Source organism: Erwinia sp. AK-PDG3-5, assembly GCF_056821705.1.
In genome coordinates this window covers 1,368,811-1,382,635 of record NZ_CM165967.1, presented here as the reverse complement: position 1 = coordinate 1,382,635, position 13,825 = coordinate 1,368,811, and the positions used below count along the sequence as shown (strand labels likewise).

The following is a 13,825-nucleotide window of genomic DNA, read 5'->3' as shown; positions in this document are numbered from 1 at the left end:
AAGCTGGCAAAAAAAAGGGTCAGGAAGACCTGACCCTGTTCGACTAGAAAATATCAGGCACTTTGCGCAAAGGCAACCTGTCGCAACGGCGTTTCACCTTTGTACAGGCGAGCCTGTTGCAGGCCCACAAACAGCTGCTCGCCGCGAACCGGCGCAGTCTGCGTCCCTTCCACCACCAGCGTAATAGGATCCAGACCCCAGCCGGCTGGCTGCGCAACCAGCTGCCAATAGTGTCCGCGCGGGCTGACTTCCAGCACCTGCACCGGTAACGGCGTTTCCAGGCTGCTGTGGCGGCTGACGTCGATTTCCCATGGACGCAGGAACAACTCGACGCGGCCCTGATGTGCGGGCGTATAGCCGAGCGGCCAGTGATGCGCGCCAACGTGGAACTGAGAACCATGCACTTCGGCTTCAAAGCGGTTCACTTCACCGAGGAACTCCAGCACAAACCGGGTAGCCGGATCGCGCCAGACGTCGTCCGGTGTGCCGACCTGTTCAATGTTGCCCTGGCTCATCACCACCACGCGATCGGCCACTTCCATCGCTTCTTCCTGGTCATGGGTCACGAACACGCTGGTGAACTTCAATTCTTCATGCAGTTGACGCAACCAGCGGCGCAGCTCTTTACGTACCTGGGCATCCAGCGCACCGAAAGGCTCATCGAGCAGCAGGATCTGCGGTTCAACTGCCAGCGCTCGCGCCAGCGCCACACGCTGTTTCTGACCGCCCGAAAGCTGTGCCGGGAAGCGTGTAGCCAGATGGCTTAACTGCACCATCTCCAGCAGCTTGGTGACTTTCTGCTTAATCACCGCCGCAGAAGGACGTTCACGGCGTGGCAGCACGGTCAGGCCGAAGGCGATGTTATCGAACACCGTCATATGGCGGAACAAGGCGTAATGCTGGAACACAAAGCCCACCTGGCGGTCGCGCGCGTGCAGCTGGGTGACGTCTTTGCCATTAAAGCTCAGACGGCCGCTGTTCTGGCTTTCCAGCCCGGCAATAATGCGCAGCAGCGTGGTTTTCCCTGAGCCAGAAGGCCCAAGCAATGCCACCATCTGACCGGAAGGGATATCCAGTGAAATATCGTTCAGGACCTTAGTACGGCCGAAAGATTTGTTAATTTTGCTGATATCAATGCTCATGGTTCCCCTCCTGTTGCAAACGCTTGTTCTGGTGTTCTAAACGCCATTGCAGCGCGCTCTTCAGAAACAGTGTGACTATCGCCATCAGGGTCAACAGACCGGCCGCCGTAAAGGCCCCGACGGTGTTGTAATCCTGATGCAGTAATTCAACTTGTAATGGCAGCGTGTAGGTTTCGCCGCGAATCGACCCCGATACCACCGAGACCGCACCGAACTCGCCAATCGCACGGGCATTGGTCAGTACCAGGCCATACAGCAGCGCCCAGCGGATATTGGGCAGGGTCACCCGCCAGAACATTTTCCAGCCTGACGCGCCTAACAACACCGCCGCTTCATCTTCATTGCTGCCCTGACTCAACATCACCGGCACCAGCTCACGGACCACAAACGGACAGGTCACAAAGATGGTCACCATCGCCATCCCCGGCCAGGAGAACATCAGCTGGATATTGTGCGCGTCCAGCCAGCCGCCTGCCGGGCCGTTGACGCCCCAGAACAGCAGATACATCAGCCCCGCCACCACCGGCGACACGGCAAAAGGAATATCAAACAGGGTCAACAGCAGCTGGCGACCGGGGAAATCAAAGCGCGTAACCAGCCAGGCCAGCAGCGTCCCGAACACCAGGTTGACCGGCACGGTAATCAGCGCCATCAGGACGGTCAGCCAGATTGAGTGCAGCATGTCGCCATCTTTCAGGTTGCTGAAAACCGCCATAAGGCCGTTGGAGAAGCCGCTGGTAAAAATCGCCACCATCGGCACCACCAGCAGCCCAAAAGAGATCAGCATGCCAAGCGCAATCAGGATCCATTTACCCCAGTTGATGCGGCTGCGGCTGGCCCCTTTCAATTCGGTGATATCAGCCATTAATGACCTCCAATACGACGGCCAAAGCGGCTCTGTAAGGTGTTAATCGCGAACAGCAGCAGCAGCGAGGCCGCGAGGATCACTGACGCAATGGCGCTGGCGGCAGGATAATCAAACTCCTGCAAACGGACGAAAATCATCAGCGAGGTGACTTCGGTTTTCCAGGCGATGTTGCCGGCAATAAAGATCACCGCACCGAACTCACCCAGGCTGCGGGTAAAGGACAAGGCGGTGCCGGCCAGCAATGCCGGCGCCACTTCAGGCAGCACCACGCGACGGAAGCTCTGCCACGGCGTTGCGCCCAGCGTTTCGGCCGCTTCTTCATATTCCGGCCCCAGTTCTTCAAGCACCGGCTGAACGGTACGCACCACAAACGGAATGCTGGTAAACGCCATGGCGACGGCAATGCCCAGCCAGGTGTAAGACACTTTAATGTCGAACTGCGCCAGCCATTGACCATACCAGCCGTTGACCGAGAAAAGGCCGGCCAACGTCAAGCCCGCCACCGCCGTCGGTAAAGCAAACGGCAGATCCATTAAACCATCCAGCAGCGTGCGGCCGGGAAAACGGTAGCGGGTAAGGATCCACGCCATCAGCATGCCGAACACGGCATTGAACAGCGACGCCACGCCGGCTGAGATCAGGGTAACTTTGTAGGCGGCTATCACCTGTGGGTTGGTCACGACTTCCCAGTACTGAGCCAGCGTCATTTGCGACAGCTGCATCAGCAGTGCACTGATCGGCAACAGCAGGATCAGGCAGGTGAAGAACAGGCTGCTACCGAGGCTGATACCAAAGCCAGGCAGCACGCGCTTACTTTTAGTGGCAAACATTACTGATGTCCTGCGGCTAACAATTTGTCCAGCTCACCACCGCTGGCGAACTGGGTTTTCATTACCTGGTCCCAGCTGCCGAAGGCCTCTTCCACGCGGAAAAGGTCAACCGCCGGGAAACGATCTTTCTGCTGCGCCATCAGCTCAGGATTGTTCACGCGGTAGTAATACTGCGTGATAATTTTCTGCGCCGCTGGCGTGTAGAGATAGCCCAGGTAGGCTTTAGCGGCTTTCGCGGTGTTGTTGGCCTCGACATTTTTGTCGACCCAGGTCACCGGGAACTCCGCCAGGATATTGGTTTTTGGCACCACCACTTCGTAGCCATCTTTGGCGTACTGGTTGCGGATATTGTTCACTTCCGACTCGAAGCTGATCAGCACATCGCCCTGCCCACGCTCAACAAAGGTGGTGGTGGCACCGCGACCGCCGGTATCAAAGACCTCGACGTTTTTCAGGAACTGAGTCATAAACTGCTCGGTTTTAACCCGATCTTTACCGTCCGCTTTATCGGCGGCGCCCCAGGCAGCCAAATAGGTGTAACGCCCGTTGCCTGACGTTTTAGGATTGGGGAACACCAGCTTCACATCAGTTTTCACCAGATCATCCCAACTGTGGATGTTCTTAGGGTTGCCCTTGCGCACGAGGAACGCCATGGTCGAATAGAACGGGGAGCTGTTATTGGGGAAACGTTTTTGCCAGTCGGCCGGGATCAGATTGCCGCGATCGTGCAAAATCTGCACGTCAGTCACCTGGTTGTAGGTCACCACATCGGCTTTCAGACCCTGCAAAATGGCCAGCGCCTGCTTGGATGAGCCAGCGTGTGACTGTCTGATAGTCAGCTTGTCACCGTTATTTTGCTCGGCCCACTGTTTTTCAAAAGGCGCATTCAGGGCGACAAACAGCTCGCGCGAGACGTCGTAGGAGCTGTTCAACAGCTCGGTAGCCTGAGCGGACCCGGCTAACAGCAACGAGAAAGCGGCACTGCTAATTATTTTTTTAACCGTCGGTAACGTCATTATGCACCCTGGGAAACAGTCGGCTCGCGCCCTGAAGTATCCTCAGTTTATTTATAACCACACTAAAAGCAGTAACGATTTCATATACCGTTTGGTGATTTGGAAGTTTAAAACGCTATAAGCGAATGGAATTGTTTATGCAGGGGATGGGAAAGCGGACGATCAGCACAGCACCTCACCGTACTTATCGCGGTGCTCTTTCGGCGTCATATCGTAATCTTTGCGGAATACCGAATAGAAGTACTGTAAGGAAGGATAGCCGCACATCTGTGAGATCTCGTTGATCGAAAGCGAGCTGGAAATTAACAGGTTACGCGCCCTCTCCAGCTTCTCGCCGTGGATCATATTGTGGATGGTCTGGCCGGTCTCATCCTTGAAGCGCTTCTCCAGATTCGATCGCGACATGCCGACCGATTCCAGCACCTGCTCCACCTTAATCCCTTTGCAGGCGTGATGGCGAATATAATGCATCGCCTGGATCACTGCCGGGTCGCGCAGCGAGCGGAAGTCGGTTGAGCGTCGTTCCACCACTTTTACCGGCGGCACCAGAATGCGTTGCAGCGGCATTTCCCGATCGTTAAGCAGCTGATGCAGCAGCTTCGCGGCGCGGTAGCCCATTTGCCGCGTGCCCTGCGCCACCGACGAGAGCGCCACACGGGATAAATAACGTGTCAGCTCTTCATTATCAATGCCTATCACGCTGAGTTTTTCCGGCACCGCAATGTCCAGATGCTCACACACCTGCAGCAGATGACGGGCGCGGGCATCGGTGACCGCAATAATTCCGGTCTGCTGCAGCAGCGTTTGCACCCAGTCTGCCAGCCGGTTTTGCGCGTATTGCCAGTTCTCCGGCGCGGTTTCCATTCCCTGATACACCACGCCCTGATACTGCTCGGCTGAGACCAGATTGCGGAAGGCCTGTTCCCGCTCCTGCGCCCAGCGCTTGCCGCCTTCCGGCGGTATGCCGTAAAAGGCAAAGCGGTTCAGGCCCTTTTCCTTCAGGTGCATAAAGGCCGCTTCGACCAACGCATGGTTATCCGTGGCGATGTAATGCACCGGCGGATAATCTTCTTTTTGCAGATACGAGCCGCCCACGCCAACGATAGGCACCTTAACGTTGTGCAGCAGCCTGGCTATCTCACCGTCGTCAAAATCCGCAATCACCCCATCGCCCAGCCAATCGCGGATATTGTCGATGCGGCAACGGAAATCTTCCTCAATAAAGATGTCCCAGTCGCACTGTGAAGCCTGCAAATATTCGCCGACGCCTTCCACCACTTGACGGTCGTAGACTTTATTGGCGTTAAACAGCAAGGTAATGCGAAAACGTTTGCCGAACATACGGGTTCCCCTGAAATCATGCTGCTCTCTGGATACCACAGCCATCAACAGAGCAGTAAAAATGCCGCCAGATTTGTGAGGCAACGCGAAGCCTTTCGCCGGGCCGGCACATTCTGGCGGCATTCCAGGCGATTCATACCCGACGCTTGGTGGCGGAATCCATCCACACCGCCAGCAGCAAAATGGCCCCTTTAACGATGTATTGCCAGAAGGTCGGCACGTCCAGCATGCTCATGCCGTTATCCAGCGACGCCATAATAAAGGCCCCCATCACCGCGCCGGCGACACTGCCGATGCCGCCCGCCAGGCTGGTTCCGCCAATTACGCAGGCCGCTATCGCATCCAGCTCGGCAATGTTGCCGGCCGAAGGTGAACCGGCCCCCAGTCGGGAACTGAGGATCAGCCCGGCAATCGCCACCATCAACCCATTAATGGCGAACACCGCCATCTTGGTGCGCTCAACGTTTACGCCCGACAGGCGCGCGGCATCGATGTTGCCGCCAATAGCATAAATGCGTCTGCCAAAGGCGGTTCGGGTGGCCATAAACATCCCGGCAAGCATCAGCGCGGTCAGGATCAAGACCGGCGTGGGCACCCCGCGATAATCATTCAGCAGATACACCGCGCCCAGCACGATAATCGCCATGATGCTTTGGCGAGTGACGTCGCCGCTGGCACTGGCCACCGGCAGTCCCATTTGTGCCCGACGTGCGCGACGTCGCCACTGCCAGGCGACAAACAGCATCAGCCCCACCGCCCCGATACCAAAGCCCAGCCCGCCGGGCAGATAGCTTTGCCCCATCAGCGACATCGCATCGCTGGTCGGCGCCACCGTAGTACCGTTAGTGATACCGATCAGCACGCCGCGAAACGCCAGCATACCGGCAAGGGTGACGATAAATGACGGAACCTTGCGGTAAGCCACCCACCAGCCATTCCACGCGCCCAACAACACCCCTGCCAGCAGCGTCACCACAATGGTCAGCGGCAGCGGCCAGCCCAGCCAGACATCGAAAATCGCCGCCGCACCGCCCAACAGTCCCATCATCGAGCCCACCGACAGATCGATTTCGGCAGAGACAATCACGAACACCATGCCCACCGCCAGAATGCCGGTGATCGCCGTCTGGCGCAGCAGGTTGGAGATATTACGGGCGCTCAGGTAGGCACCTTCGGTAGTGAAGGTGAAAAACAGCATGATCACCACAATGGCGGCCAGCATCACGAAGACTTGCAGATTGAGCGACTTCAACCCCAGGCCGCGTGGCGTGACTGGCGGTAAACTCACTTCAGATTGCGTGCTTTTCGACATCAGTTTCACTCCTTAACGCGGCTTCCATAATCTGTTCCTGGGTCAGGTTGCGGTTCGGCAGATCGGCTTTGATTCGCCCTTCATGCATCACCAGCACCCGGTCGCTCAGCCCCAGCACTTCGGGCAGTTCAGAAGACACCACAATTACGGCGATGCCCTGCTGCACCAGTTGGTTAATCAATTTGTAGATTTCATATTTCGCCCCGATATCGATGCCGCGCGTGGGCTCATCGAGGATCAGGATTTGCGGGTCCAGCAACAGACAGCGCGCCAGAATCGCTTTTTGCTGATTGCCGCCGCTGAGCCGCCCAATCGCCAGTAAGGGCGAGGAGGTTTTCACCTTCAGCCGCGCCAGCGAGTGCTGAATGGTGGCCTGTTCTTTCGCTTCATCCAGCAGCGAGAAGCGGCCACTGTACTGGCCTAATGCCGCCAGAGTGATATTCGACCCCACGCTCATCACCGGCACGATACCGTCACGTTTACGATCTTCTGGCACCATCGCAATGCCCTGCGCCATCGCATGGCGACAGTGCTGAATGGTCACCGGGCGACCGTTGACCGCGATGTTGCCTTGCCAGCGGCCAGCGTAAACGCCAAACAGGCACTGCATGGTTTCGGTACGGCCCGACCCCACCAGCCCGGCGACACCGAGGATTTCGCCGCGCCGCAGGGTAAAGGAAACATCATCGACGCGGCGAATATGGCGGTTGACCGGATGCCAGGCAGTGAGGTTGTCCACCTGCAGTACCACCTCACCAATCTGATGCGGCTCCTGGGGATACAGCTCGGTTAACTCACGACCCACCATCATCGCAATGATGTCGTCTTCGTTCATGCCTGCGGCGGAGCGCGTGGCGATATGCCGCCCGTCCCGGATCACGCAAATTAAATCCGAGATGGCTTTCACCTCGTTCAGCTTGTGCGAGATGTAAATGCAGGCAATATCGTGATCGCGCAGATCGCTGATGATCTCCAGCAACGTGGCGGTTTCGCTTTCGGTGAGCGAAGCGGTGGGCTCATCCAGTACCAACAGGCGCACCTGCTTATTCAGCGCTTTGGCAATTTCCACCAGCTGTTGCTGGCCCAGGCCGAGCTCACCCACGCGGGTATTGGGGTCGATATTCAGCTTGACCTGAGCCAGCATTCGCTGGCAGCGCAGATACATCGACTCGTAATCCATCAGGCCAAAACGGCCCCATTCGCTGCCAAGAAACATGTTCTCCAGCACCGTCATTTGTTTCACCAGCGCCAGCTCCTGGTGAATAATGGCAATGCCCTTTTGTTCGGTTTCCCGAATGGTTTTCGCGGTAATCAGATCGCCTGAAAAATAGATCTCACCTGAATAACTGCCGTGCGGATATATTCCGCACAGCACTTTCATTAGCGTTGATTTTCCTGAACCATTCTCACCACAAAGTGATAATACCTGGCCTGCTTCAAGCTCCAGGCTGATATTATCGACGGCTTTAACCACACCGAATTGTTTGGTGATATTTTTCATCTCTAAGAGAATAGCCATCCAGTCCTCCCGTTATTTCGCTGCGGAGGGTTCAATTTAGTTCGGCTTTTTTATGGAATCCGTCAGCGATAATGGTGCTGTCGATATTCGATTTATTAACCGAAATCGGCGTTAATAACCAGGACTTCACCTCTTTAGCGCCATTATTTAATGTGGCATTACTTTCTGGCTGCTGGCCGGAACCTAATTGCACCGCAATTTTCGCCGCGTCGTCGGCCAGCTTGCTGATCGGTTTATACACCGTCATGGTTTGGGTGCCCGCCTCAATGCGTTTCACCGCCGCCAGGTCAGCATCCTGACCCGAGATCGCCACTTTCCCCGCCAGCCCCTGGGCCGATAACGCCTGAATCGCGCCGCCCGCGGTCGCATCATTCGACGCCACCACCGCATCAATGTGGTTATTGTTGGCGGTCAGCGCATTCTCCATAATCTTCAGCGCGTTCTCTGGCAGCCAACCGTCGACCCACTGATCGCCCACCACTTTGATTTTCCCGCTATCGATCAGTGGTTTCAGCACGGTCATCTGCCCCTGGCGGAACAGCTTGGCGTTGTTATCCACCGGCGAGCCGCCCATCAGGAAGTAATTCCCCGTCGGCACGCGCTGTACCAGGCTTTGCGCCTGCAACTGCCCGACCTTTTCATTATCGAAAGAGATATAGAAATCGATGTCGGCGTTGTTGATCATCCGGTCATACGCCAGCACCTTGATGCCTTCCCGCTTGGCTTCTTTAATCACGTTGCTCAGCACCTGGCCGTTGTAAGGGATGATCACCAGCACATCGACCCCGCGATTGATCATGTTCTCAATCTGCGCCATCTGCGTCTCTTCGTTGCCGTTGGCTGACTGCACAAACACGTTTGCGCCCAGCGACTCGGCCTTCTTCACAAAAATATCGCGATCTTTCTGCCAGCGCTCCAGACGCAGATCGTCAATCGCCATCCCGATTTTGATTTCTTTACTGACGCCAGGCTGACTGGCCAACACGAACAGCGCACAGGCAGAGAGTAAGAGGTGCTTGAATTTCATTTTTATTACCCTTTTTTATTGATGGTGTCGGGGAAATAGAGGTCACGAAACGTCCAGCGGATTGTTGTCAATTGCTTCCGGTTGAGCAATTACTGATTCTTACCCGTTGATTACGATTTTTGGTTTAGTTTTTGTTTTATGACCACGGTCATGTTTTGCTGTCGGAATTCACCTTCAGCGCATTTAAAAATGCGGCACCGGCTGAGGTTAACTTTTTGCGCTGAATAATGAGATCTCACGCACAGTTAATAATTCTCTGAATTTGAGTGTGAAATAACGTAATTGTGGTTCGGCCCCTGAACTCCGAAGATGCCCCTATCCCGCCAGACGGGCCAGCTACTCAGGAGTCAACCATGCAACCCTATTTTGATCAGCTTGAACAGGTTCGCTTTGAAGGAACCGGCAGTAAAAACCCGCTGGCGTTTCGCCATTACAATCCCGACGAGATCGTCCTCGGCAAACGGATGGATGAACATCTGCGTTTTGCTGCCTGTTACTGGCACACCTTCTGCTGGACCGGGGCAGATATGTTTGGCGTCGGGGCGTTCGAGCGGCCGTGGCAACAGGCGGGGGATCAGCTGACGCTGGCAAAGCGTAAGGCCGATGTCGCCTTCGAATTCTTCCAGAAACTGAACGTGCCTTACTACTGCTTCCACGATGTGGACGTCTCGCCGGAAGGCGACTCGCTGAAGACCTACCTGAATAACTTTGCGGTGATGAGCGATGTGCTGGCGGAAAAACAGCAGTCTACCGGCGTCAAGCTGCTGTGGGGCACCGCCAACTGCTTTACCCATCCACGCTATGGCGCAGGTGCGGCCACCAGCCCCGATCCGGAAGTGTTCAGCTGGGCAGCGACTCAGGTGTTCACCGCGATGAACGCGACGAAGAAACTGGGCGGCGAAAACTACGTGCTGTGGGGCGGACGCGAGGGTTATGAAACCCTGCTCAACACCGATTTACGCCAGGAGCGCGAGCAGATCGGCCGCTTTATGCAGATGGTGGTTGAGCATAAGCATAAGATTGGCTTCCAGGGCTCGCTGCTGATTGAGCCGAAACCGCAGGAGCCGACCAAGCACCAGTATGATTACGACGTGGCCACGGTGTATGGCTTCCTGAAGCAGTTTGGCCTGGAGAAAGAGATCAAGGTGAATATCGAGGCGAACCATGCCACCCTCGGCGGCCACTCCTTCCATCATGAGATTGCCTCGGCGATTGCGCTGGGGATCTTCGGCTCGGTCGATGCAAACCGCGGCGATCCTCAGCTCGGCTGGGATACCGATCAGTTCCCGAACAGCGTTGAAGAGAATGCGCTGGTGATGTTTGAAATTCTTAAAGCGGGCGGCTTTACCACCGGCGGCCTCAATTTTGATGCCAAAGTCCGCCGTCAGAGCACCGATAAATACGATCTGTTCTATGGTCATATTGGTGGCATGGATACCATGGCGCTGGCGCTGAAGGTGGCGGCGAAGATGATTGAAGAGGGTGAGCTGCATCAGCTGGTCGCCAAACGCTACGCCAACTGGAACGGCGAGCTGGGCCAGCAGATCCTGCAAGGCAAGCTGTCGCTGGATGCACTGGCGAAATACGCCGGCGATCATAATCTGGCCCCACAACATCAGAGCGGTCATCAGGAAAAGCTGGAGAATTTGGTGAATCGCTATCTGTTTGGTTAATACAAGGACACGCCCCTATGTATATCGGCATCGATCTCGGCACCTCCGGGGTGAAGGCAATCCTGCTCAGTGAAAGCGGGCAGCTGCTTGCCACGCACGGTGAGCCGCTGACGATTTCACGCCCGCAGCCATTATGGTCGGAGCAGTCGCCTGCTGAATGGTGGCAGGCAACGGATAAGGCGATGCAGGCGCTGGCGAAACAACAGGATTTGCAGCAGGTGAAGGCCATCGGCCTGACCGGACAAATGCACGGCGCCACGCTGCTGGATGCGCGCCAGCAGATCTTACGTCCGGCGATCCTGTGGAACGATGGCAGAAGCGCGGCGCAATGTCGGCAACTGGAACAGGTGGTTCCGGCCTCGCGTGATATCACCGGCAACGTGATGATGCCGGGCTTCACCGCCCCCAAGCTGCTGTGGGTGAAGCAGCACGAGCCGGAGATTTTCAGCCAGATCGACAAAGTGCTGCTGCCGAAGGATTACCTGCGCTGGCAGATGACCGGCGAATTCGCCAGCGATATGTCCGATGCGGCGGGAACGATGTGGCTGAACGTCAGCCAGCGTGACTGGAGTGATGAACTGCTGTCCGCCTGCGGCCTGTCCCGCAACGCCATGCCTGCGCTATTTGAGGGCAACCAGATAACCGGCAAGCTGCACGCCGCACTCGCCGAGCGTTGGGGCCTTGCGGGTAGCTTACCGGTGGTGGCGGGCGGTGGCGATAATGCCGCCGGCGCGATTGGCGTTGGGCTGTATCAGCCGGGCCAGGCCATGCTGTCGCTTGGCACCTCGGGGGTTTATTTCGCGGTGAGCGACGGCTTCAGGAGCAATCCGGAAAGTGCGGTGCACAGCTTCTGCCATGCGCTGCCGGAAACCTGGCATCTGATGTCGGTCATGCTGAGCGCGGCGTCCTGCCTGGACTGGGCCTGCAAGCTGACCAATATTCGCGATGTGCCGACGCTGCTTACATTGGCGGAGCAGGCTAAACCGGTTGATGCGCCGGTGTGGTTCTTGCCCTACCTCTCCGGTGAGCGCACGCCGCATAACAATCCGCAGGCGAAAGGCGCGTTCTGGGGGCTGACGCATCAGCACGGTGCCGAACACCTGGCGCGCGCCGTGCTTGAAGGGGTGGGTTTTGCGCTGGCGGACGGCATGGATGCGCTGCATGCCAGCGGCCTGCAACCGCGCAGCATCACGCTGATCGGCGGCGGCGCGCGAAGTGCCTGGTGGCGGCAGATGCTGGCAGATATTTGCGGGCATGCACTGGAGTACCGCACCGGCGGTGACGTGGGTCCTGCGCTGGGTGCGGCCAGGCTGGCGCAAATCGCGATGAATCCTCACCAGCCGCTCAGCGAGATGTTGCCCGAATTGCCGCTGGAACAACGCCATACGCCGGATGCGGAAAATCATCAGCATTATGCCAGGCAGCGGGAAACCTTCCGCCAGCTGTATCATGCGCTGTTGCCGTTTATGACTGAGGAGTAATGCCGGTTGAGGGAGGATCTGTGAGCTGGGATTTAAGCCCCTTCCGTGCGGGGCTTTTGGCGTATTACAGGGCGGCTAACTGCTGCTGAGAAGGCGCATAAAAATAGCTGCCGCTGACCGGCTTGGTAAAGCGCAGCATGGCATCGAACTTATTGTCCAGCTCGCCGAACATGCTTAACAGCTGCTTTTCAATGTTGTAAAGCGTGGCGCAATAGGCGAGGAAGAACAGCCCATTGGTGCCGCTGGCCGTACCGTATGGCAGGCTCTGGCGCAGGATTTTCAGGCCTTTGCCGTCCTCTTTCAGATCGACACGGGCCACGTGCGACGTGGCCGGGCGGTCGTCGCCTTCCAGCTCTTGATTGCTCTCTTTGGTGCGACCCATAATCTGCTCCTGCTTGTTCACCGCCATGCGGTTAAACATCTTCAGATTATGTTCCCAGCGCTGGCTGAAGACGTAGCTGCCGCCGGCATTTTCGCCTGCGCCAATCAGTGCCACAATCGGCCGCTGCTCGCCCTGCGGGTTTTCCGTACCATCAACAAAGCCGCTTAAATCGCGATCTTCCACCCAGCGGAAACCGTGGGTTTCTTCCACCACGGTAATCGCTCCGCCAAATGCCGCCACCGCCGCCTGCGCCAGGCTGAAGTTCACGTCATGACGTAAGGACTGGATATGGATCAGCATATCGCGCTGCGTGGCGGGTGCCATGCCCTTCCCCATCGGCTGAAAGTCTTTCAGCTCAGCGGTGCTGTTCGCAGGGTTCAGATCGTTCCATAACGCCGGGCCAAAGGCGATAACCGCACCCAGTCCCGCATCCGGCCAGCGCTGTTGCAACTGCTCAAGCTGCTGCAGGAAAAGAGGGATACCCTGACGAAAGGCGGCTAAATCACCCTGCATCATCGCTTCAAGGTAAACAGCAAAACGGCGATGTTCTAATAAAATGCCGCTCTGGGACTGGGACATGGTGTGGCTCTCCTGCTATTTTTGCCAGATGATTTTACTGATGGTCCATTTCTGCAGCGCCTCATCCGACGGCATCAGGCCTTCCGGACCGTGCCATTCGCCGGTAAAGACGTAGCTGATATGCTGACTGCCTGGCGCATTACACTCCACGCCGTCGCTGTCTTTACCGGTGCCTTTCTGGCAGGCGCCGAAGGCTTTGCGGAACAGATCGCTGAACGGCGTACCGATTTTATTGCCGTCGGCGGAGGCGATGCTGCTGTCGGTCACCTCAATACGGTCGACGGTCGACTGCCCGCTCACTTCTACCTTAACCTTCGCATCTTTCACGGCCTGGAAGAAGGTCACCACGTTGCCGTTATCACTGCGCATCCCTTTACGCACCTGATAGTTGCCATTGAGGCCGTCACTGATAGCCTCTTCGGTCATAGCGGTGCTGCCATTCAGCGTGCCGACGCCCTGCTCTTCAACCGTGAGCGAGGAACCAAACCAGTGCCATGGCGCCAGGCTGGACCACGAATAGGTCAGCGGATTCCACCAGGTCGCGCCGATGGACGGCTGGGGTGAAGGGCCTGAACTGGCGCAACCGGCCAACAGCAAAGCGACGGCGATCAGTGCCGGGCGAACAGATTTCATTGCAACTCCTGTCATAGTGACT

General features: G+C 56.9%; 12 protein-coding genes. 2 read left to right on the top strand and 10 right to left on the bottom strand.

Annotated features, from left to right (window positions below; translation table 11 throughout):
* Positions 1-53: 53 nt before the first annotated feature.
* The 8 genes from cysA to xylF all read right to left on the bottom strand — a co-directional run bounded on the left by cysA (position 54) and on the right by xylF (position 9,055).
* Complete coding sequence (gene cysA, locus AC1UKS_RS06295) at positions 54-1,142, bottom strand: sulfate/thiosulfate ABC transporter ATP-binding protein CysA (RefSeq protein ID WP_013203306.1); 1,089 nt, start codon at positions 1,140-1,142, stop codon at positions 54-56.
* Entirely contained in the window at positions 1,132-2,007 is an 876-nt protein-coding gene (gene cysW / locus AC1UKS_RS06290) for a sulfate/thiosulfate ABC transporter permease CysW (RefSeq protein WP_482436134.1), read from the bottom strand. The genes cysA and cysW overlap by 11 nt, the downstream gene beginning before the upstream one ends.
* Positions 2,007-2,840 (bottom strand): sulfate/thiosulfate ABC transporter permease CysT, encoded by an 834-nt coding sequence (gene cysT, locus AC1UKS_RS06285; RefSeq protein WP_482436133.1) that lies wholly within the window; start codon positions 2,838-2,840, stop codon positions 2,007-2,009. The genes cysW and cysT overlap by 1 nt, the downstream gene beginning before the upstream one ends.
* On the bottom strand, positions 2,840-3,856 hold the full coding sequence (locus tag AC1UKS_RS06280; protein WP_482436132.1) for a sulfate ABC transporter substrate-binding protein: 1,017 nt from the start codon (positions 3,854-3,856) through the stop codon (positions 2,840-2,842). The genes cysT and AC1UKS_RS06280 overlap by 1 nt, the downstream gene beginning before the upstream one ends.
* A 162-nt stretch (positions 3,857-4,018) precedes the next feature.
* Positions 4,019-5,197, bottom strand: coding sequence for a D-xylose utilization transcriptional activator XylR (gene xylR / locus AC1UKS_RS06275; protein ID WP_482436131.1), 1,179 nt, complete (start codon positions 5,195-5,197; stop codon positions 4,019-4,021).
* Positions 5,198-5,330: 133 nt separating this feature from the next.
* On the bottom strand, positions 5,331-6,509 hold the full coding sequence (gene xylH, locus AC1UKS_RS06270; RefSeq protein WP_482436130.1) for a xylose ABC transporter permease XylH: 1,179 nt from the start codon (positions 6,507-6,509) through the stop codon (positions 5,331-5,333).
* Positions 6,487-8,028, bottom strand: a complete 1,542-nt coding sequence (locus AC1UKS_RS06265) for a xylose ABC transporter ATP-binding protein (RefSeq protein ID WP_482436129.1) — start codon at positions 8,026-8,028, stop codon at positions 6,487-6,489. The genes xylH and AC1UKS_RS06265 overlap by 23 nt, the downstream gene beginning before the upstream one ends.
* A gap of 31 nt (positions 8,029-8,059) precedes the next feature.
* A complete protein-coding gene (xylF, locus tag AC1UKS_RS06260; protein ID WP_265911213.1) occupies positions 8,060-9,055 on the bottom strand; it encodes a D-xylose ABC transporter substrate-binding protein in 996 nt (331 codons plus the stop codon).
* A 353-nt stretch (positions 9,056-9,408) separates the two neighbouring features.
* On the opposite strand from xylF, the gene xylA reads away from it, so the two are divergent.
* Together xylA and xylB are read left to right on the top strand one after the other, a co-directional pair.
* A complete protein-coding gene (gene xylA, locus AC1UKS_RS06255; protein WP_265911215.1) occupies positions 9,409-10,728 on the top strand; it encodes a xylose isomerase in 1,320 nt (439 codons plus the stop codon).
* 17 nt (positions 10,729-10,745) lie between these two features.
* The gene (gene xylB / locus AC1UKS_RS06250; protein WP_482436128.1) at positions 10,746-12,209 is read left to right on the top strand and encodes a xylulokinase; all 1,464 of its coding nucleotides are present in this window, start codon (positions 10,746-10,748) and stop codon (positions 12,207-12,209) included.
* A 64-nt stretch (positions 12,210-12,273) separates the two neighbouring features.
* Here the strand turns inward: xylB and AC1UKS_RS06245 are convergent, their stop codons facing one another.
* Together AC1UKS_RS06245 and AC1UKS_RS06240 are read right to left on the bottom strand one after the other, a co-directional pair.
* Positions 12,274-13,170: a Dyp-type peroxidase gene (locus AC1UKS_RS06245; protein WP_482436127.1), complete on the bottom strand. Its 897-nt coding sequence runs from the start codon at positions 13,168-13,170 to the stop codon at positions 12,274-12,276.
* A 15-nt stretch (positions 13,171-13,185) separates the two neighbouring features.
* Positions 13,186-13,803 carry an RpoE-regulated lipoprotein gene (locus AC1UKS_RS06240; protein ID WP_482436126.1) on the bottom strand — a complete coding sequence of 206 codons (618 nt, stop codon included), beginning with the start codon at positions 13,801-13,803 and terminating at the stop codon, positions 13,186-13,188.
* Between the last annotated feature and the right edge of the window lie 22 nt (positions 13,804-13,825).